The sequence below is a fragment of the Meridianimaribacter flavus genome, assembly GCF_004366715.1.
Taxonomy (GTDB): Bacteria; Bacteroidota; Bacteroidia; order Flavobacteriales; family Flavobacteriaceae; genus Gaetbulibacter_B; species Gaetbulibacter_B jejuensis.
The window spans coordinates 318,100-337,525 of record NZ_SOQZ01000003.1; the positions used below are offsets into that span (position 1 = coordinate 318,100).

Genomic DNA, 19,426 nt, shown 5'->3' on the forward strand with positions numbered 1-19,426 from the left:
ATAGTCAGTTAAATAAATTTAAGCCATTGATTTTAGTCAATGGCTTTTTTTGATTAAATAAAAACTTATCTATCAATCACATAATTTATTATATTAGCTGTAAATAAACCTATTTATGAAAAAAATTACGCTTTTTTTAGTTGCATTTTTAATGACATCATTCGCTTTCTGTCAAACTTATTCTACAGGAGAGATTGTATTATTAGATGATGGAGAGTTGTATTACTCTGCGCAAATTGATGTCACTTCAACCTTAGTAACTTTAACCTTAGATGGTCCAGATAATCGGTTTTTAGGTTTAGGATTTGGAACATCAAGCATGATTGCTGGTGATGATGTTGTTATATATGACGGAGCCTCTATTTCTGATAGATATTTTGGTTTGCCAGGGCAACCAGATGGTTCTGATGCTATTGGAATTGAACCTTCTGTTGATGCCAATCAAAATTGGACAATAACGTCCAACACATTAGATGGAGAGCAAAGAACAATAGTAGCTACTAGAGCTTTGGATACAGGAGAAACAAATGATTATGTGTTTTCTACATCTGATACTTCAATTGAATTAGTTTGGTCTTTTGGGTTTAGTTATACTATAGGCTATCATGGAGAAAATAAAGGTGTTACTATGCAATCGTTCACATTAGGGGATGAAGAGGTTTCTCAAGCAAGTCAAGAATTCACAATCTCACCTAATCCAGCTACGACTAAGTTAAATATTCGTTTGCCACAAGGACAACAAAATGCTGTTGTAAATGTGTATGATGTACTAGGAAAAAGGGTGTATTCTAAGGAACTTAACTCACTAACAGCTTCAATTGATGTTTCTAAATGGAATACAGGTGTTTATTTAGTAAAAGTATCTGCTAATAACTTTACACAAACCAGACGATTTGTAAAGCAATAATACTATTAGTTTTCAGGCAACTCTATTTTAATTTTGTAGCCTTTTAAGTCTTCAATATAATTGTCAAGTGCAAAGGAATCACTACTAAACTCTTGTTGACGATGTATTTTAGTGTCTTTACGTTTTATGGCTTTTAAAAACCGTTTTACTTCGGTTTTATCGTTTAAAATTAAACCAGGAACATCAACAGTTTTTCCATTATCATCTTTAGCAACCATAGTAAAGTAAGATGAATTACAATGCTTTACAGTTCCGGTTTGAATGTTTTCAGATTCCACACGAATACCAACAACCATGGATGTGCGACCAACATAATTTACCGAGGCTTTCATGGTAACTAACTCACCAATTTCAATAGGGTTTAAAAAATCAACCGTATCAACCGATGCTGTTACACAATAGGCTTCAGAATGCTTTGAGGCGCAAGCAAAAGCAATTTGATCCATTAAACTTAAAATATAACCACCATGAATTTTTCCACCAAAATTAGAGTGCGAAGGTTGCATGAGTTGTGAGATAGAAACTCTAGAAGAATCAACGGGTTTGAAATTGTGTTTACTCATCGTCATCGTTTATAGCGCGTTTTAAAATTGGTTCTGGTAGTGATTTTTTGGCTTTGGCACCCATTTTTTTAAGTTTTTCTACACGACCAATAATGTTTCCTTTGCCTTCAACCAGTTTATTCATCGCTGCTGAATAGTCACTTTTTGCTGCATCTATTTTTTTGCCAACACCTGTTAAATCAGAAACTAAACCTTCAAATTTATCATAAAGTGCACCTGCTTGTTTGGCAATTTCTAACGCATTGCGTTGTTGCTTTTCGTTGCTCCACATCGTGTCAACAGTTCGCAATGTTGCTAAAAGGGTAGAAGGTGTAACGATTACAATATTCTTCTCAAAAGCTTTGTTATAAAGCGTATTATCTTCGTTTATAGCAATGGCAAAAGCAGGTTCAATAGGAATAAACATCAATACAAAATCTGGAGATTCCATATCGTATAAATCCTCGTATTTCTTTTCTGAAAGCTGATTAACGTGTTTGTTTATGGAGTTAACGTGCGCTTTTAAATGCATTGCTTTTTCGTCATCTTCAGCATTAGCAAAACGTTCGTAATCGGTAAGTGATACTTTACTATCTATAATCATGCGCTTGCCATCTGGTAAATGTAGGACAACATCAGGCATAACACGCGAACCATCTTCACGATTAAAGTTTTGTTGAACAAAATATTCGCGGTCTTTTTCTAGTCCAGATTTTTCTAAAACACGCTCTAAAACCAATTCACCCCAATTACCTTGCATTTTGCTGTCGCCTTTTAAAGCTTTGGTTAGGTTATTGGCTTCTATGGTCATTTTTTGATTAAGATCTTTAAGTCCTAAAAGTTGTTCTTTTAAAGCCGAATGCATGCTGATGCTTTCCTTTTGAGAATCTTCAACTTTCTTTTCAAACGTTTGGATTTTTTCTTGAAGCGGATTCAGAATTTGTTTAATGTTTTCTTTATTCTGAATGGTGAATTTTTCACTTTTTTCATCAAGAATTTTACTTGCCATTAACTCAAAATCTTTACGCAGTTGCTCTTGTTGTTTAGCAAGCTCTTCGTCGCGTTTAAGGTTTTGTTCTTGAAGGTTTTCAAGCTCTGTATTTCTTCTAGAAAGTTCGGTGTTTAAAAGGTCTTTTTCTTTTCTAATGGTTTCGCGTTCTGTTTCAATTTTAGAAATAGTTTCTTTTAAATCTTGTAATTGCTGATTAAAAAGTGCGTTTTGTTTTTGGTTTTCAGATTCGGTATTTAATTTTAAATCTTCAAGCTGTTTGCTTAAGTTGGTATTGCGTTCTTCAAGCGTGCTCGTATTCCCTTTGCTTTTTAATTGAGCAAATTTTAAGCCCAAAAAAGCACCAATTCCAGCAGAAAAAATAATAGCGACAAATAAAATGAGTGTTTCGGTCATACAGTGAAAAGAATTTCATCAAAGATAAATGATTTAGTCTGAAATTGAAATCGAATTTGAAACAGAAACCTAAATTACGGTTTTAAATTTGTTTCATTTTCAAAGCATTACTTTTTCACTCTAAAGCTTCCAGTTTTCTCATCAAAAGTGATCATGTCTTCTGGAAACAATTCATTAAAAACACCTTTTGAAATTAAGTTACAAGGCGTGTCAGAAATTACTTGTGAATGTGTCATCACTATCATTTTATCACACAGTTGAATGGTTAAATCAATTTCGTGAGAAGAAAACAAAATGGTTTTGTTGGTATCTTTTGCCAAGGTTTTTAAAAGCTTTAAAATGTAGGCTTTGTGGTACATGTCTAGATGGGTTGTGGGCTCATCTAGAATAATTAAATGTGTGTCTTGAGCTAATGCTCGTGCAATCATGACTTTTTGTAGTTGGCCATCACTTAACTCAAAACACTTTTTGTCTTTTAATTGTTGAATATTGGTTTGTAATAACGCCTTTTCAATAATAGAGATATCGTTTTCTGAAAGATTACCAACCCAATTGGTGTAAGGTTGCCTGCCTAAAGCAACAAGTTCAAAAACGGTTAAGTTTTTTGAAGCAGGTTGTTCGGTGAGTACCACGCTCAAGCTTTTGGAAAGCTCTAAATATGAGGAATTTTCAAGTAATTTATCATTAATAAAAACAGAGCCATCAATTGGTGGTTGTACTTTAGTAAGTGTTCGTAATAAGGTAGATTTTCCAATGCCATTAGCACCAACCAAACCAACCAATTCACCTTGTTGTAGCGCAATGTTTACATCATCAGCAACAACGGTTTGATGTTTTTTCTGCTTGTAACCTATGGTTAGACTTTCTGTTTTTAGTATAGTATGTGGTTGTGTTTTTGTCACAAATATTTTGTTTTGTCATTCTGCGTTACGACGCAGAATCTATTTTTTTTGGATTCCGCATCAAGTGTGTAATGACAGTCTTGGTTCTTTTATCTTGATTCTTATTTCTCATTCAAAACAACATTTTACGTTTGCGTACCAATAACCAAATCACTACAGGCGCACCAATTAATGAAGTTATGGCATTAATAGGTAAAGTGTAATCGCTTGTAGGCAATTGCGCAATACTATCACAAATAAGCATGACTATGGCACCAAACAAAAACACAGCAGGTAATAACACTTTGTGGTTGGCTGTTGTAAAAACTTGACGAACCATATGCGGAATTGCTAATCCTATAAAAGCAATTGGTCCAGCAAAAGCTGTAATAGTTCCTGCTAATAAACTTGTTGCAATTATAATGATAAACCGACTTTGATTAATGTTCAATCCAAGACTTTTAGCGTAATTTTCACCCAATAAAAGTGTATTTAAGGCTTTGATTGAGATGATACTCATAAATAATCCTAGGAGATAAATGCAGAAGAAAATAAACAACTCGTTCCAAGATAGGTTTCCTAAACTACCAAATCCCCAAAAAATGTATTGCTGTAGTTGTTCGGCAGAACTAAAGTAGGAGAGTACACTGACAACCGCAGAAGTAATGCTACCAAACATTAACCCAATGATTAAAATAGCCATGGTATCTCTTACTTTTAAAGACATAGCTAAAACAGATAGTAACACTAAAAAACTACCTAAACTAGCCGCAATAACCACACTCCATTTTGAAAGTAAAAGTGTAGCAAGATTTCCACCAAAAATTCCTGCACCAAGAATCACGATCGCTACTCCTAAACTAGCTCCAGAACTAATACCTAATACAAACGGACCAGCCAATGGATTTCTAAACAAGGTTTGCATTAACAAGCCTGAAATTCCCAATCCAGAACCAACTAAAACCGCTGTAAACGCTTTTGGTAATCTGTAGTTGTGAATAATGTAATGCCAAGAGTCGTTGTCAATAGTTGCAAATAAACTTTTAAATACAGATGTTATAGGAATAGATACCGACCCTAAACTAATGTTGCCTAAAAAGCATACTAATAACGTTACAATTAAAATTGTAAACGGCACTTTGTATGTAGTTTGATTAGTCAATTATTCTAATGGTTTAAAAAAATGAGTTTCGTATTCTGGTAATAATTCTGGGTGACACACTTTTATAATGTCTTTTAAAACCAAGTCAGGTCTTGCAGTGCCTTCTTCATAGTAGGTAACACCACCAGTTGCTCCTGTAACATTTACAAATGAATATATTGTTTTGTTTTTAAAGGCGTCAAATTCGGTGTAGTGTTCGTTAGCATTTTTTAAAGTTTCCAATGAATTATAATATGACGGACTTAACCAAATATTAGCCGATTTTCCTTTTGTGAAAACAGCTTCAAAACTTAATGCTAAACTGCCTTCACCAGCAACGTCTTGCCAAAGGTAATTTACGTTGGCGTCTTTTAAAAGTTGTGCTTCAGGGCTTGTGCCACTAGGTAAATACCAAACATCTTTATGAAGCGCACCACTTAAAACAGTTGGTGTGTTTTTAACCTTTGAAGCCAATGTTTTTGCATCGTTATACGCTTTTTCAATACTGTTGAAAATAGAATCGGCTTCAGCAGTTTTGTTGTAAAGTGCACCAAAAAATTTAATCCATTCGGCTTTTGCAAGTGGTGATTTTTCTACCCAATCACCATTGTACATGACTGGAATACCAGACTTTTTAATAGTTTCAAAAGTTTTATTATTACCATCAATACCAAAACCTACAACAACTTCAGGTTGTAATTCTAGCAAAACTTCGGTATTGATACCTTCATTTTTTCCTAATTCTCTAATGCTTTCAGCGTTTATTAAAGCTCTGGTTTTTTCAGATGAAATATAATCGGTTCCAGGAAAACCAACCAAGGTTTCTTCAACACCCAACAATTCTAAAGCAGGAATATGTGTTGTAGATGTCACGACTATTTTTTCAATAGGTGTTGCAATAATGCCATCGTATTCATCACTATTTAAAGTAATTGTTGCAAGATTTTCTCTTGGGATTAAAGCATATTTAAACGATTTTTCAGCTTTCGGCCATGGACTTTTTATAGTTAAAACTTTGTAGTGGCCATGATTTATAATACTAAAGCCTTCAGCATGCAAACGTATAATTTCTGAATAGTCTTTTGCAGGTAATCGGTCTGTGATACTGTTTTTATTGTCTTTACACGCAAAACAGATAATTAAAAGTAGAATTGGAAATAGTTTTCTCACTGTGTATTTATTTTCATTCAAAAGTAATATTATTTAACCTTATAGGTAAAACATTAAACAAAATGTTTAATTTTGCGGCGAATTTTGGTTCGAGATTGTTGTTTTAATCTCGATTAAAAGGGAATCTGGTGAGAGTATTATTTTCAAGTCCAGAACTGTTCCCGCAACTGTAAGCATATTGCTCAATTTAATTGGGCATCTCTTTAGCGAAGAGTTGTTGTACACTTCAATAAACCACTGGTGAAAACTGGGAAGGTAACACAACAAAATGTAAGTCAGGAGACCTGCCAATTTCAAAAAAATAATAAGTCGAACTTTCGGGATAAAGGTTTGAGTATGCATTACCATACTTTCTCGAACAATTAATTTTAAAATGAACAAAAAAACATTGTTTTTTGGTGTGTTTTGTGCTACTTCATTTTTTGGATTTGCACAACAGCAAACTGATTCTACTCAAGTAGAACAACTAGATGAAGTCGTTATTACCGACTCAAAATTCAACTTAAAACGTGAAAATTCTGGTAAGGTAATTACCAAAATCACCCAAGAAGAGCTTAAGCATTTACAAGGAAAAACCATAGCTGAAATTATCAATGCTACAGCAGGAATTGAAATTAACGGAACAAAAAGTAACGCTGGACAAAATTTAGCATATTACGTTCGAGGTGGGAGAAACCGTCAGGTTTTGGTATTGATAGATGGTATTGCATTAACCGATCCTTCGCAAATAGCTAACGATTACGATTTACGTTTGTTAAATCCAGATCAAGTAGAAAGTATTGAGATTTTAAAAGGCGCGTCTAGTACATTATATGGTACTGGAGCAGCAACCGCAGTAATCAATATTAAACTGAAAAAAGCTTCAAAAGATGCTGTTTCAGCTAACTTTAGAAGTGTTTTTGGAACTAACCAATCACATGATGATAGTAATTATGCTATCAAAGATTTTAGAAATAGCGTGTCAGTAAATGGAACCATTGGTGAGTTTAATTACTTAGCCAGTTTTGGTAATCAGTTTACTGATGGTTTATCTGCAATGGAGGCTGGAACCGAATCTGATGCTTACAATGCTATAAATGGTAATGTGAAATTAGGATACACATTTTCCAAGCAATTTAAACTGAATGCTTATGCAAGTTTTGATAAGTTTAAAGCCGATTTTGATGACGCTTCAACGTTTTCTGATGCAAACAACCATTCTACAAGTAAGCAGTATCGTGTTGGGATTGCGCCAGAGTTTAGCTATAACAAAGGAAGTATTACTTTAAACGCTGCATATAATGATGTTGAGCGTATTGTGGAGTCGAGTTATCCTGCTGAATACTATGCTACAAGTTTGGTGGCAGACCTTTTTAATAGATATAATTTTAATGATAAATTCTATACTATTTTAGGTGTGAATTTTCAGGAGAATGATATGGAAAGTTTTGCAATTCCATTTGGATCAACCAATTTAGAACAAAGCATTGATCCAGAAACAGCAACATTCAACATTGTTGATCCTTATGCTAATGTGGTGTATGTTTCTGATTTTGGTTTAAATGTCAATGCTGGAGCACGTTTAAACAATCATAGCGAATATGGAAGTCATTTGGTTTACAGTTTAAATCCATCCTATAGAAAAAGCTTCAATTTTGGATATTTAAAAGGAATGGCTAGTTACAGTACAGCATATATTACACCTTCATTGTATCAATTATTTGAACCTGCTTATGGAAATGCTGATTTAAAACCTGAAGAAAATGAAACTATAGAAGTTGGTATTGAAGCAGGAATTAAAGACAAAGCTACGTTCAGTTTAGTGTATTTTACTAGAAACGAAATTAATTTTATCGATTTTGTGGACATGGGTAATTTTGTGTACCAATACGATAATGTAGATAAGGATTTTACAGCAAGCGGTTTAGAATTTACAGCTAATTATAGTATTACAAACGCGCTAAAATTAAACGCTAATGTTACCTATACAAAGGTAGAAGATGATTTGAATTTAAGAATTCCTGAATTGAAAGGAAATGCACGATTGGATTATAAACTATCTGATGCTACATTTTTAAGTTTAGCGTACCAATATAATGATGATAGAAATGATGCCTATTTTAACAATACTACTTTTGCAACAGAAGACGTTACTTTAAAAAGTTATAGCTTATTAGATTTTTACGTAAGCCATACTATTTTGGAGAGCAAGCTGAAGTTGTTTGCTAACGTAAACAATATCTTTAATGAAGATTACCAAGAATTATTTGGGTATTCAACACGAGGAAGAAATGTTAATATAGGTTTTAACCTAAGTCTATAAAACAAAAAAATCCGCTCATTTCGAGCGGATTTTTTTATTGATTAAATTCTTTTTTTGTGATGGATATAAACTCATTATCTATATACATTTCATCTTCAAAAGGTTTTAGATTTATATCTTTTTTTACAGGAGTTAATTGAGGTGTATTTCTTATACTTTGGTCAATGCTATATCTTCCTAAGCTACTTTCAATATCAGCTAAAGCAGCAGCAAGTAAAGGCTCGTTTTCATCACCTAAAATTCCGAAATTTAATACGCTTTCGTTGATTTCAAAACCAACATCAGGAACTAAACCACTAGAAGGGACCACACCATCATTAGCATTTACCGAAATAGCTACCAAAGGTTGCATAGCATAAGTGTGGTTTGGGTTAACATCGTTAGGTCCTAGGTCAGGAGAATCGTAAATAGTTACTGAAGCTTGTGATTTTCCTGTTGTATTGTCTCCAATATGAACAACATCAATATACTCGCCTAAACTGTTTATAATCATTTCGCTGGCAGAAGCAGATCTATTGGTAGTAAGAACATAAACTTTATCAAGGTTTAAGCTATTAATAGAATTGCCATTAAAGCTGTTTGTAAAATTAAAAGTTGAATTTAGTTCTTGTAAATCATCGTTATAATTCAATTTTGAAAACACAGAACCGTTAAATTGACCAGTAATCATACTTCCTAATAACCTTGCAGTGTCTACAGATCCTCCACCATTATACCTTAGGTCTAAAACTAAATGTTGTACGTTGCTAGCTTGAAAATCTGCAAAGGCATTATTTAATTGGTTATTAAAATCGGCAGTAAAACCATTGTATAGTAAATACCCAACGTTTTCACCTCCAACATTAATAATTTCAGTAGTATGAACAGGGTTTTCGGTATATTCAACTTTAGTTAAACTACTTGTAGAGCCATTAGAAACAATGGAGTCGTCATCAGTCTCAGTAGTTCCATTGTCGTTATAATCAGCAAAATGAAGTGTGTAAGTGTCTTGACCAAAAAGTGAGCTTAAATTACTTTCAGTAAGTTCAACACCATCAACAGCATGTATAATTTGTCCACGTTGTAAACCAAGATTCGAAGCTTCACTATTGTTAAGTACTAACCTTATAATTCCAAATACATCAGTAGTACTTCCTGGTTCGTAATAAAAATTGAACTCAAGTCCGTTGCTTTTACTCACACCACTTAGCGCTTGTTGTAAAGCAATATAATCATCAACTATAATACTAAACCTATCAACTGTTTGTCTTTGATAAATTAAACTTTCAAAGAGTTCTTCGGGTGAAGAAAAGCTATTTAGGTAATTGCCATACTCTTCATTACTTGTAAATCTGTCATTTGCCAAATCAGGTATTTCAGCTTTGTATAAATACACAGCATTCATACCTTTCCATACAAAATCATGTATACTGCTTGATAAAATAACATTGTCATCTCTATCTTCAAAGCAACTTGTGGTTAGGCTACCAAAGATGATGGCAATTAGTAGGGTTCTCATAATTTTCATAATAATTCTTTTTTCAAAACATACATACTATATATGTCTATTAAACTCTAAATTTACTTACAATATTGTAAATTAAAAATTAATTGTAACAAAATTGAAAGTGTATCGTCGTAATGATAGAACGGGATAAAAACCGTCTAACTAACCAAACAAAATGACACAAACTGATTTTATAAAATTAGTAATGCCTTTTAAGGATAAGGTTTACAGGCTAGCAAAACGCTTGTTGGTATCTAGTGAGGAAGCTGAAGACGCTACTCAAGAGATCTTACTGAAGTTATGGAAAAACAAAGTAAAAATTTCTGAGTATAAAAATGTAGAAGCTTTTTCCATGACCATGACAAAGAATTTTTGCCTTGACCGATTAAAATCCAAACAGGCACAAAATTTAAAGATAGTACACAGTAACTATCAAGATAATAATGTGTCGTTGCAAAAACAGGTAGAGCTTAATGATAGTGTAGACTGGGTGTCTAAAATAATGGAAGAGCTACCAGAACAACAAAAAATAATTTTGCAACTGAGAGATATAGAAGAGTATGAGTTTGAAGAAATAGCAAAAGTGTTGGATATGAATGAAACAGCCATACGAGTAGCACTCTCAAGAGCAAGAAAAACAATAAGAGAAAAATTAACTAATACACATAGTTATGGTATTAAATAACATAGAAAAATTACTTGAAAAGTACGAAAACGGAGAAACTACTTTAAAAGAAGAGCAACACTTAAAACACTATTTTGCACAAGAGGAAGTCGCTCCACATTTAGAGTCTTACAAAGCCATGTTTAACTACTTTCAGGTAACAAAACAAGAGCAGTTTACCAAAGACGTTCCATTAAAATCTAGAAACAAAAATTTGTATAAATGGATTTCTGTCGCAGCAGTAGCAGTTCTTATGGTGTCGGTTTTTACCTTCACCAATAAAGAGGAAGGATTGGGAAGCCTTAATGAAGAACAATTGTTGGCTTACAATCAAACCAAAGAAGCGCTAAGTCTTTTATCATCTAAGTTTAATGATGGAGCAAGTAGCTTAAATGCTTTAACACTTGCGTCTCAAAATTTAGAAAAAGGCGTAGACCACATGAGCTTAATTAATGAGTTCAACACATCGACAAACAAAATTTTTAAAACAAACTAGAAAAACAGAAAAAAATGAAAAAATTAGTTGTAATTGCAGTTTTGGCTTTGATGCCAATAGTATCTTTCGGACAAAGCATTTTTGATAAATACGAAGATCAAGAAGGAGTCACTTCGGTTATAGTAAACCAAAAAATGTTTAGCATGCTTGCTGGTATTAACATAGATTTAGATGACCCAGAAGCACAACAATTTTTAGAAATGGCTAAAAAGATAACAGGATTAAAAGTATTTACTACAGGAGATGAAGCCGTTTCAAAAGATATGAATGCAACAGTAACATCTTACCTAAAAGGTTCTAGCTTACAAGAGTTAATGAGAATAAAAGATGGAGACCAAACAGTAAAATTCTATGTAAAAGAAGGTAAAGATGAAAACCATGTTAAGGAGCTATTAATGTTCATTAATGGGTTAAAAGAAGTAACTAAAGGTGCTGACATTGAAATAAACGGAAAGAAAAGAGAAATTGAAACTGTTTTATTATCATTAACAGGAGATATAGATTTACGTCAAATATCTAAGTTAACAAGCAATATGAATGTACCTGGTGGAGAGCACTTAAAGAAAGCTAACAAAAACTAATCAACCAATGATAACATCAATCAAAAAATCAATTATGTTGATGGCTTTGGTTACAACTTTAGTAAGTTGTAACCAAGGTCCAACATTACAAACCTATTTTGTAGACAATGAGTTAAGTCCAGGATTTATCTCGGGAGATGTGCCTGCAAGTATTATTAATATTGAAGAAATTGAGAATCTTACTGACGATCAAAAAGAAGCTTACGAATCTATTGATAAGCTAAATATTTTAGCATATCAAATTAATGAGACTAATAAAGAGGATTATGAGGTGGAGCTTAAAAAAGTAAAAGAGATTCTTAAAAATGAGAAGTATGAAGAATTAATGAGAGGCGGAAATACTTCAGACGGAAAGTTTGTAATAAAATTTATTGGTGAATCTGAAACAAGTATTGATGAGCTTATTTTATTTGGTGATGCTAAAGATAAAGGATTTGTTGTTGCCAGAGTTTTAGGTGATGATATGAATGCTGGTAAACTAATGAAACTATCTGGTGTTTTGGAACAAGCAGATTTAGACAATGACCAATTAGAAAGTTTTAAAAACTTTTTTAAATAAACTGATAGTTATTTAAAATGTTAATAGAAAATCACCTTGTATTATTCAGGGTGATTTTTGTTTTCTATATCTTTTAAAAAGTGAATCACCAAATACACTGCAAAAAGCGCAAACCCTACAAATAATAAGGTTTTAATCATAAAATTATCTAGTACATTAAAAATGCCAGCCACAAAAAAACATAAAGTTAATACTGAGGCATATATTAAAGCTAGTGTATCTTTACTCATACGATAAGTTCAGTAACTTACTTGCTAAATTAAATTCCAGTATAGTTACTTGGTGTAATTTGTTTTAGTTCTTCTTTTATAGAATTAGGAACCTCTAAGGTATCAATAAAATTTGAAATAGAGTCTTGGGTTATTTTTTCGTTAGTTCTTGTCAATCCTTTTAAAGCTTCATAAGGATTAGGATAAGCTTCTCTTCTTAAAATAGTTTGAATTGCCTCAGCTACAACAGCCCAATTGTTTTCTAGGTCTTCAGCAAATTTGGCTTCATTCAATAACAATTTGTTTAACCCTTTCAACGTGCTTTTAAGACCAATTATTGTATGCGAAAAAGGAACACCAACATTACGTAAAACAGTACTATCGGTTAAATCTCTTTGTAGTCTAGATAGAGGCAGTTTTGCAGCTAAGTGTTCAAAAACTGCATTAGCAATACCAAGGTTACCTTCACTGTTTTCAAAATCTATTGGGTTTACCTTATGAGGCATTGCACTACTTCCAACTTCACCCTTTTTGATTTTTTGTTTAAAATAGTCCATCGAAACGTAGGTCCAAATATCTCTGTCTAAATCAATGATAATCGTGTTTATACGCTTTAAACAATCAAACAAAGCAGCCATGTGGTCATAATGTTCAATTTGAGTAGTAGGGAAAGAGTGTTGTAACCCTAACTTTTCTTGCACAAACTTACTTCCAAAAGCTTTCCAGTCAATAGCTGGATAAGCAACTTTATGAGCGTTGAAATTTCCTGTTGCTCCACCAAACTTTGCAGCACTTGGTATATCGTTCAATAAATTAAATTGCTCTTCTAATCTTACAACAAACACTTCAATTTCTTTGCCTAAACGCGTAGGTGAAGCAGGTTGACCATGAGTTCTTGCTAGCATTGATACCGCTTTCCACTCATTAGAAAGTGATTTTAATTCATTAAGTACTTTAAAGTATTCAGGCACATAAACATCGTTCATTGCCTCTTTAATACTCAACGGAATTGCAGTGTTGTTTATGTCTTGAGAGGTTAATCCAAAGTGGATAAACTCTTTGTATTCCGAAATATTTAAAGCATCAAATTGTTCTTTAATGAAATATTCAACCGCTTTTACATCATGGTTTGTAACACTTTCAATAGTTTTTATTTTAAGTGCATCATCAGCAGTAAAGTTTTTATAAATAGCTCTTAAATCATCAAATAAATTAGCGTCAAAACGTTCTAATTGTGGTAAAGGAATTTCGCATAAAGCGATAAAATATTCAATCTCAACTAGTACGCGATACTTTATTAAAGCTTCTTCTGAAAAATAGTTTGATAAGGCTTCAACTTTACTTCTGTAACGACCATCAATTGGAGAGATGGCATTTAATGATGATAACTGCATGAGTGTGTTGTTTTTTGAAGTTGCAAAGATACTTTTTTTCGTTGGAAGACCGAAGCCTGAAGCTCTAGTTTTTCTACCTAGTTTTTTATCTTTTTTAAAATATGTCTAGCTCTTGCTTTAAAACCAGAACTCTGCATTTGAAAATCACGTTCTAAAATAAGCGCCAACTCAGGATGTATCCAATCATAATCAGTTCCTAATAAAAATAAGGTATTCATAGCATAGGCTTTTGGTGCAATTTTTTCGTCATTTATCATATAATCAAAGCACACTTCAATAATTCGTTCTTTATATTCGGGAGTTAAGGCAGTTTTAATTTTAGTTTCATGCTTAGAATAGTAAGCTTTAGTTAAGTATTCGCAAATTTTAGCTACAGGTCTTACTGCTGGGTCAAGATGTACTTTGTGCATATTTTTGGTAAACGCATCAAGATGAGGTATTATGGCTTCTAGTTGCTCGCCACACATAAATTCTAAAACCCAAGCTGCACGACAGGAAACTTTATCGTCTACCATAAATAAAATATCCAATAACTTAGGAATCAAATCAGGGTTGTCAATCACCAAATTAGCATACTTCAAACGCTTTTCGCGAGAGTGATTAACATAATTTAACTCGTTGTATAGGTGTTCTGTAGTCAAGTTTTTGTTATTTTTAAGTTTCTAAATTAAACTAAAAATGAAAATACTTAAAAAACTTCTGTTAGTTTTATTGCTGATTTTTGTTGTAGCACAATTTTTTGGTCCAGAAAAAAATGAAGGCGATTTAGTATCCTTAAATGCTTTTTATGAAGAAACTAACCCTTCTGATAATGTGAAGTTGATATTAAAAGAAGCGTGTTTGGATTGCCACAGTAATGTAACTCGTTATCCTTGGTATAGTAAAATTACACCTGTTAATTATTGGATGGCAGAGCATGTTAACAATGGTAAAAGACACTTTAATGTTTCAAATTGGGATACCCTTTCCGTTAAACGAAAAGACCATAAATTTGAAGAGCTTATTGAAATGGTTGAGGACAAAGAAATGCCTTTAGAATCTTATACTTGGGGACATCCTGAAGCTAAATTAACCGACACGCAAATTAAAGACTTAATAGATTGGGCTAAACAAGTAAGACAAAGTTATGCCGTTGAATCTCATTAAAAATGATTTGAGATAGTATGAAAGTATTAATAATTGGGTTTGTATGGCCTGAACCCAAAAGTTCTGCAGCTGGAAGCAGAATGATGCAACTTATTCAATTTTTCTTAGCTGAAAATTATACAGTCACTTTTGCGACATCAACATCAAAAACTGAAAATGCAATCAATTTAAAAAGCTTAGGAATACAAGAGCACACTATTGAATTGAATAGCTCAACGTTTGATGATTTTATTTCTCAGTTACAGCCTGGTATAGTGTTGTTTGATAGGTTTTTAACCGAAGAACAGTTTGGTTGGCGAGTAGCACAGCAATGCCCAAAAGCAATACGAATTTTAGATACCGAAGATGTACACGGTTTGCGTAAAGGACGTGAATTAGCTTTAAAAGACAATACACCATTTAATGTTGAATATTTACATAACGATACCTCAAAACGTGAAATAGCAAGTATTTATCGTTGTGATGTAAGTTTGATAATTTCTGAAGCTGAAAAGGAACTTTTAACCCAAGAGTTTGGTGTTCCTACTGAGTTGTTACATTACATACCTTTTTTGATAGAACCTATTGCTGAGGAAAGCAAAAGGAAATTACCAGCGTTTGAAGACCGAAATCACTTTATAACCATTGGTAATTTTTTACATCCACCAAATTTAGATTCGGTAAAGTTTTTATACCAATCTATTTGGTCGAAAATTAGAACTAAACTTCCAAAAGCTGAAATGCACATTTATGGAGCCTATCAAAATAACAAAGTGCAACAGTTTAAAACCAATGATAAGGGATTTGTAATTAAAGGCTTTGCCGAAGATGTAAATGATGTTATGCAACAAGCAAAAGTGTGTTTGTCACCTTTGCGGTTTGGAGCAGGATTGAAAGGCAAGTTTTTTGATGCTATGCGTAACGGTACACCTTTTGTAACCACATCAATAGGAGCTGAAGGTATTTTAGAATCTAGTTATATGAATACCCTTAATTCAGAAGATGTAGATGCTATAGTAGAGTATGCAATTAGGATGTATAGTGATAAAGCAATTTGGCAAGAGCAGCAAAATTTAGGTTTTAATGTACTCAAAAAGCGGTTCGATAAGCAATATCATATTGAAACATTTAAGAAGAAACTTCAGTATGTAATTGAACACTTAAAAGAGTGTCGTCAAAATAATTTCACTGGTCAAATACTCATGCACCATACTTTACAAAGCACAAAATATATGAGTAAATGGATTGAAGAAAAAAACAAAAAAGACTAAAACTAATTGAATTTAGAGGAGTTTTTCAGATTATTATACTAAAATATCACTAAAAGAGATATGTTTTCCTACATTTACAAATCACAAACTTTCCATTGCTAACTAATGTCTAAAAAAATTTCAGTTCTAATCATTTTTTGTGTTCAAGCTATTTTAACATATGGTCAAGCCAATGTTCCACCAACAATTGTAGCTGATGGTAACCAAATGTATTGTCCGTTGAGCCAAATAAATGTGGTTACAAATTTTGACATTATCGATCCTGATGATACCGAAATAGAAGCTGTTTACATACAGATATCTACAGGCTATGACATGGGAAACGATTTATTGTCTTTAACAGGGGCACATCCAAACATTGTAACCAATTGGGATGCTAATCAAGGTAAATTGACATTAAGTGGAGTAGGAGGAGTAAATGTAAGTTATACTGATCTTATTGCGGCCGTATTAGATGTGGTTTATGAAAGTACATCTGATACTGTGTCAGGTGAAAAGTACTTTTCGTTCACCATTGGTGATGCCAATTATTTACCCTCTACAGGTCACTATTACCAATATGTAGCCGATTTAGGAATTACTTGGACTGATGCAAGACAAGCTGCTGAAAATAGCACCTATTTTGGTTTGCAAGGATATTTGGCTACAATCACATCTACAGAAGAAGCTCAATTAACTGGTGAACAGGCTGCTGGAGCAGGATGGATAGGAGGAACAGATTTTGAAACCGAAGGTGTTTGGAAATGGGCAACAGGACCAGAAGAAGGAACCGTATTTTGGAATGGAGGAATAAATGGTTCAACACCAAATTTTGCTTTTTGGAATACGAACGAACCAAATAATCAAGGAAATGAAGATTATGCACATATTACAGCTCCTGATGTGGGTATTACTGGTTCGTGGAATGATTTACCAAACGGAGGAAGTATTGACGATTATGAGCCCAAAGGTTATATCGTAGAATATGGAGGAATGCCTGGAGATCCAATACTTGATATTTCAGCAAGTACAATGATTACTATTCCTGAAATTGTAAGTGTTACTGATAACTCTAATTGTGGCTCAGGAACAGTTATGTTAGAAGCTACAGCATCATCAGGGACAGTAATTTGGTTTGATGCTGATACAGGAGTTCAGCTATCAGTTGGAGATACTTTTGTGACTCCAGTTTTAAATGAAACAACAACTTATTTAGCAATGGCTTCTGTAGATGGATGTTTAGAAGGGAATAAAGTGCCTGTTGTAGCAACTATTTATAGTTTGCCTACTGTACAAAGTCCAGTAACATTAAAAAATTGTGATGAAGATGGTGTTGCTGATGGGTTTACAGATTTTAACTTAAACGAACTTGATGACTTAGTGACCAACAATAATAGCTCAGGATTTGATATTACGTATCACTTGTCGCAAAACGATGCTGAGTTTAACATCAATCAACAAGCTGCTTTTCCGTTTAATAATGCACAATCTGCAACAGTCTACGTTCGTATTGAAGGTGATAATGGTTGTTATGAAGTCGCAACTGCCAATTTAGAAGTATCTACAACATCTTTTCAAGATGGGTTTTTGCATACAATAGAGCAATGTGATGATGATGTAGCTGATGGGTTTAACTCGTTTAATTTATCTGAAGCGTCTCAAGTTTTTCTAGATCAATTTCCTTCAGGACAAAATTTAAGTGTGCATTACTACAGTAGTTTAAACGACGCTCAACTAGAGCAAAATGAAATACTTCCACAAACTAATTATACAAATCAAACAGCATTTTTAGAAACTATTTACGTTAGGGTTGAAAGTGATGATAATGGAGATTGTTTTGGTATTGGACCACATTTAAGATTGATTGTACATCCTATTCCTGAGTTTGAAATTGAAGGAGAAACAGTGTATTGTTCTAATGGAGATCCAGTAGTATTAGAAATTGTGAATCCAAATGGGAATTATCAATATGAATGGACTGACCAAAGTGGAACAGTAATAAGCAACTTAACTTCAGTTGAGGTGACTTCAGGAGGAGTGTATTCTGCAACAGCTAGTTCAGGATTTAACTGTAGCTCACCTCCTGTTACATTTTTGGTTTTAGAATCTTCAGTGGCTGATTTAGATATGGATGATATTACAATTACTGATTTTACAAGTAACAATACAATTACTATCGATCCTTCAGGATTAGGTGTTGGAGATTATGAATATGGGTTAAACACTAGTGTATATTATCAAGATGAACCTTATTTCGACCAAGTTGCTCCAGGAGAACATATTTTATTTGTTAGAGATAAAAATGGCTGTGGAGTAGCCGCTTTAGAAATTTATGTTTTAGGGTTTCCTAAGTTTTTTAGTCCTAACGACGATTTATATAACCAAACCTGGAATATAAAAGGGTTTAGTGAAAGTTACAGCTCACGTTCTTTAGTACATATTTTTGACCGTTACGGAAAACATATTACAAGCATAAAACCTAGTGGAATAGGTTGGGATGGAACTTTTAAAGGCAAACAATTACCAAAAACCGATTATTGGTTTATCGCAGAAATGATAAAACTTAATGGTGAGGTTAGAACCTTGAAGGGGCATTTTAGCTTACTTCGATAATAATTCAATCCATTTTTTAATACCTGTTGTAGCTGGTTCTGCAATGACAGTAACGTTTTTTGATGAATCTAAATTTGGTTTTGGATCAATATAGTATGTAGGTGTATTAGGTGTTACGTAATGCATTAAGCTTGCAGCAGGATATACTTGCATTGAAGTGCCAATAATTAATAAAATATCAGCAGTTTCACAAATAGCAATTGCTTTTTCAATCATAGGAACTGCTTCGCCAAACCACACAATGTGAGGTCGCATTTGGTGCCCTTTGTTGCACAAATCTCCAAGAACAAGGTCTGTTTTCCACTCAACAACATCATTTTCATCAAAAGTGCTACGTGCTTTTAACAGTTCACCATGTAAATGAACTATGGTTGAACTTCCTGCACGTTCATGTAAATCGTCCACATTTTGTGTTATAATAGTCACTTTGTATTCAGATTCTAAATCTGCCAAAGCTTTATGAGCAGCATTGGGTTTTACTTCAAACAATTGTCTGCGTCTTTGGTTGTAGAACTCTAAAACCAGTTCCGGATTTGCCTCAAAGCCTTGTGGTGACGCAACTTCCATTACATCGTGTCCTTCCCATAAACCGTCGGCATCTCTAAAAGTTTTAATACCACTTTCGGCACTCATGCCTGCTCCTGTAAGTACAACTATATGCTTCATAGCTGCAAATTACTATTTTAAAATTATATTTGAAC

The 19,426-nt window shown here is 33.3% G+C and carries 19 protein-coding genes and 1 riboswitch; of the genes, 9 read left to right on the forward strand and 10 right to left on the reverse strand.

Annotated features, from left to right (window positions below; all coding sequences use genetic code 11):
* Positions 1-115 precede the first annotated feature (115 nt).
* A complete protein-coding gene (locus A8975_RS08510; protein ID WP_134199803.1) occupies positions 116-907 on the forward strand; it encodes a T9SS type A sorting domain-containing protein in 792 nt (263 codons plus the stop codon).
* 5 nt (positions 908-912) lie between these two features.
* Here the strand turns inward: A8975_RS08510 and A8975_RS08515 are convergent, their stop codons facing one another.
* The 5 genes from A8975_RS08515 to A8975_RS08535 form a co-directional block, all read right to left on the reverse strand.
* Complete coding sequence (locus tag A8975_RS08515; protein WP_410504194.1) at positions 913-1,476, reverse strand: acyl-CoA thioesterase; 564 nt, start codon at positions 1,474-1,476, stop codon at positions 913-915.
* Positions 1,463-2,854 carry a DNA recombination protein RmuC gene (gene rmuC, locus A8975_RS08520; protein WP_134199804.1) on the reverse strand — a complete coding sequence of 464 codons (1,392 nt, stop codon included), beginning with the start codon at positions 2,852-2,854 and terminating at the stop codon, positions 1,463-1,465. Before rmuC ends, A8975_RS08515 begins: the two co-directional genes overlap by 14 nt.
* Before the next feature lie 107 nt (positions 2,855-2,961).
* Positions 2,962-3,756 (reverse strand): ABC transporter ATP-binding protein, encoded by a 795-nt coding sequence (locus A8975_RS08525; RefSeq protein WP_134199806.1) that lies wholly within the window; start codon positions 3,754-3,756, stop codon positions 2,962-2,964.
* A gap of 112 nt (positions 3,757-3,868) precedes the next feature.
* Positions 3,869-4,897, reverse strand: coding sequence for a FecCD family ABC transporter permease (locus tag A8975_RS08530; RefSeq protein WP_134199808.1), 1,029 nt, complete (start codon positions 4,895-4,897; stop codon positions 3,869-3,871).
* A complete protein-coding gene (locus A8975_RS08535; RefSeq protein WP_134199811.1) occupies positions 4,898-6,046 on the reverse strand; it encodes an ABC transporter substrate-binding protein in 1,149 nt (382 codons plus the stop codon). It lies immediately after the preceding gene.
* A gap of 68 nt (positions 6,047-6,114) precedes the next feature.
* Positions 6,115-6,353: riboswitch (cobalamin riboswitch) on the forward strand.
* 66 nt (positions 6,354-6,419) lie between these two features.
* On the opposite strand from A8975_RS08535, the gene A8975_RS08540 reads away from it, so the two are divergent.
* The gene (locus A8975_RS08540; RefSeq protein WP_134199813.1) at positions 6,420-8,348 is read left to right on the forward strand and encodes a TonB-dependent receptor plug domain-containing protein; all 1,929 of its coding nucleotides are present in this window, start codon (positions 6,420-6,422) and stop codon (positions 8,346-8,348) included.
* Between the two features lie 34 nt (positions 8,349-8,382).
* Here A8975_RS08540 and A8975_RS08545 read toward each other — a convergent pair whose 3' ends face one another.
* On the reverse strand, positions 8,383-9,846 hold the full coding sequence (locus A8975_RS08545) for a S41 family peptidase (protein ID WP_134199815.1): 1,464 nt from the start codon (positions 9,844-9,846) through the stop codon (positions 8,383-8,385).
* Between the two features lie 163 nt (positions 9,847-10,009).
* Here A8975_RS08545 and A8975_RS08550 point away from each other — a divergent pair, with 163 nt between their 5' ends.
* The 4 genes from A8975_RS08550 to A8975_RS08565 are packed head-to-tail and all read left to right on the forward strand — an operon-like array spanning position 10,010 to position 12,134.
* Complete coding sequence (locus A8975_RS08550) at positions 10,010-10,519, forward strand: RNA polymerase sigma factor (protein ID WP_129761321.1); 510 nt, start codon at positions 10,010-10,012, stop codon at positions 10,517-10,519.
* Positions 10,506-10,994, forward strand: a complete 489-nt coding sequence (locus A8975_RS08555; protein ID WP_129761322.1) for a hypothetical protein — start codon at positions 10,506-10,508, stop codon at positions 10,992-10,994. Before A8975_RS08550 ends, A8975_RS08555 begins: the two co-directional genes overlap by 14 nt.
* Before the next feature lie 14 nt (positions 10,995-11,008).
* Positions 11,009-11,575 (forward strand): DUF4252 domain-containing protein, encoded by a 567-nt coding sequence (locus A8975_RS08560; protein ID WP_129761323.1) that lies wholly within the window; start codon positions 11,009-11,011, stop codon positions 11,573-11,575.
* A 7-nt stretch (positions 11,576-11,582) separates the two neighbouring features.
* Complete coding sequence (locus A8975_RS08565; protein WP_134199817.1) at positions 11,583-12,134, forward strand: DUF4252 domain-containing protein; 552 nt, start codon at positions 11,583-11,585, stop codon at positions 12,132-12,134.
* Positions 12,135-12,175: 41 nt separating this feature from the next.
* Here A8975_RS08565 and A8975_RS08570 read toward each other — a convergent pair whose 3' ends face one another.
* The 3 genes from A8975_RS08570 to A8975_RS08580 all read right to left on the reverse strand — a co-directional run bounded on the left by A8975_RS08570 (position 12,176) and on the right by A8975_RS08580 (position 14,378).
* On the reverse strand, positions 12,176-12,364 hold the full coding sequence (locus A8975_RS08570; RefSeq protein ID WP_129761325.1) for a hypothetical protein: 189 nt from the start codon (positions 12,362-12,364) through the stop codon (positions 12,176-12,178).
* 29 nt (positions 12,365-12,393) lie between these two features.
* Positions 12,394-13,737, reverse strand: a complete 1,344-nt coding sequence (gene purB, locus A8975_RS08575) for an adenylosuccinate lyase (protein WP_129761326.1) — start codon at positions 13,735-13,737, stop codon at positions 12,394-12,396.
* Positions 13,738-13,814: 77 nt separating this feature from the next.
* On the reverse strand, positions 13,815-14,378 hold the full coding sequence (locus A8975_RS08580; protein WP_134199819.1) for an adenylosuccinate lyase: 564 nt from the start codon (positions 14,376-14,378) through the stop codon (positions 13,815-13,817).
* A gap of 37 nt (positions 14,379-14,415) precedes the next feature.
* On the opposite strand from A8975_RS08580, the gene A8975_RS08585 reads away from it, so the two are divergent.
* From A8975_RS08585 to A8975_RS08595, 3 genes are all read left to right on the forward strand, one after another.
* On the forward strand, positions 14,416-14,883 hold the full coding sequence (locus A8975_RS08585) for a heme-binding domain-containing protein (protein WP_134199822.1): 468 nt from the start codon (positions 14,416-14,418) through the stop codon (positions 14,881-14,883).
* 17 nt (positions 14,884-14,900) lie between these two features.
* Entirely contained in the window at positions 14,901-16,133 is a 1,233-nt protein-coding gene (locus A8975_RS08590; RefSeq protein ID WP_134199825.1) for a glycosyltransferase family 4 protein, read from the forward strand.
* Between the two features lie 105 nt (positions 16,134-16,238).
* Entirely contained in the window at positions 16,239-18,725 is a 2,487-nt protein-coding gene (locus tag A8975_RS08595) for a T9SS type B sorting domain-containing protein (RefSeq protein ID WP_134199827.1), read from the forward strand.
* Here the strand turns inward: A8975_RS08595 and A8975_RS08600 are convergent.
* Positions 18,714-19,391: an SIR2 family NAD-dependent protein deacylase gene (locus A8975_RS08600; RefSeq protein ID WP_131508478.1), complete on the reverse strand. Its 678-nt coding sequence runs from the start codon at positions 19,389-19,391 to the stop codon at positions 18,714-18,716. The two genes, A8975_RS08595 and A8975_RS08600, sit on opposite strands and share 12 nt — an antisense overlap.
* Between the last annotated feature and the right edge of the window lie 35 nt (positions 19,392-19,426).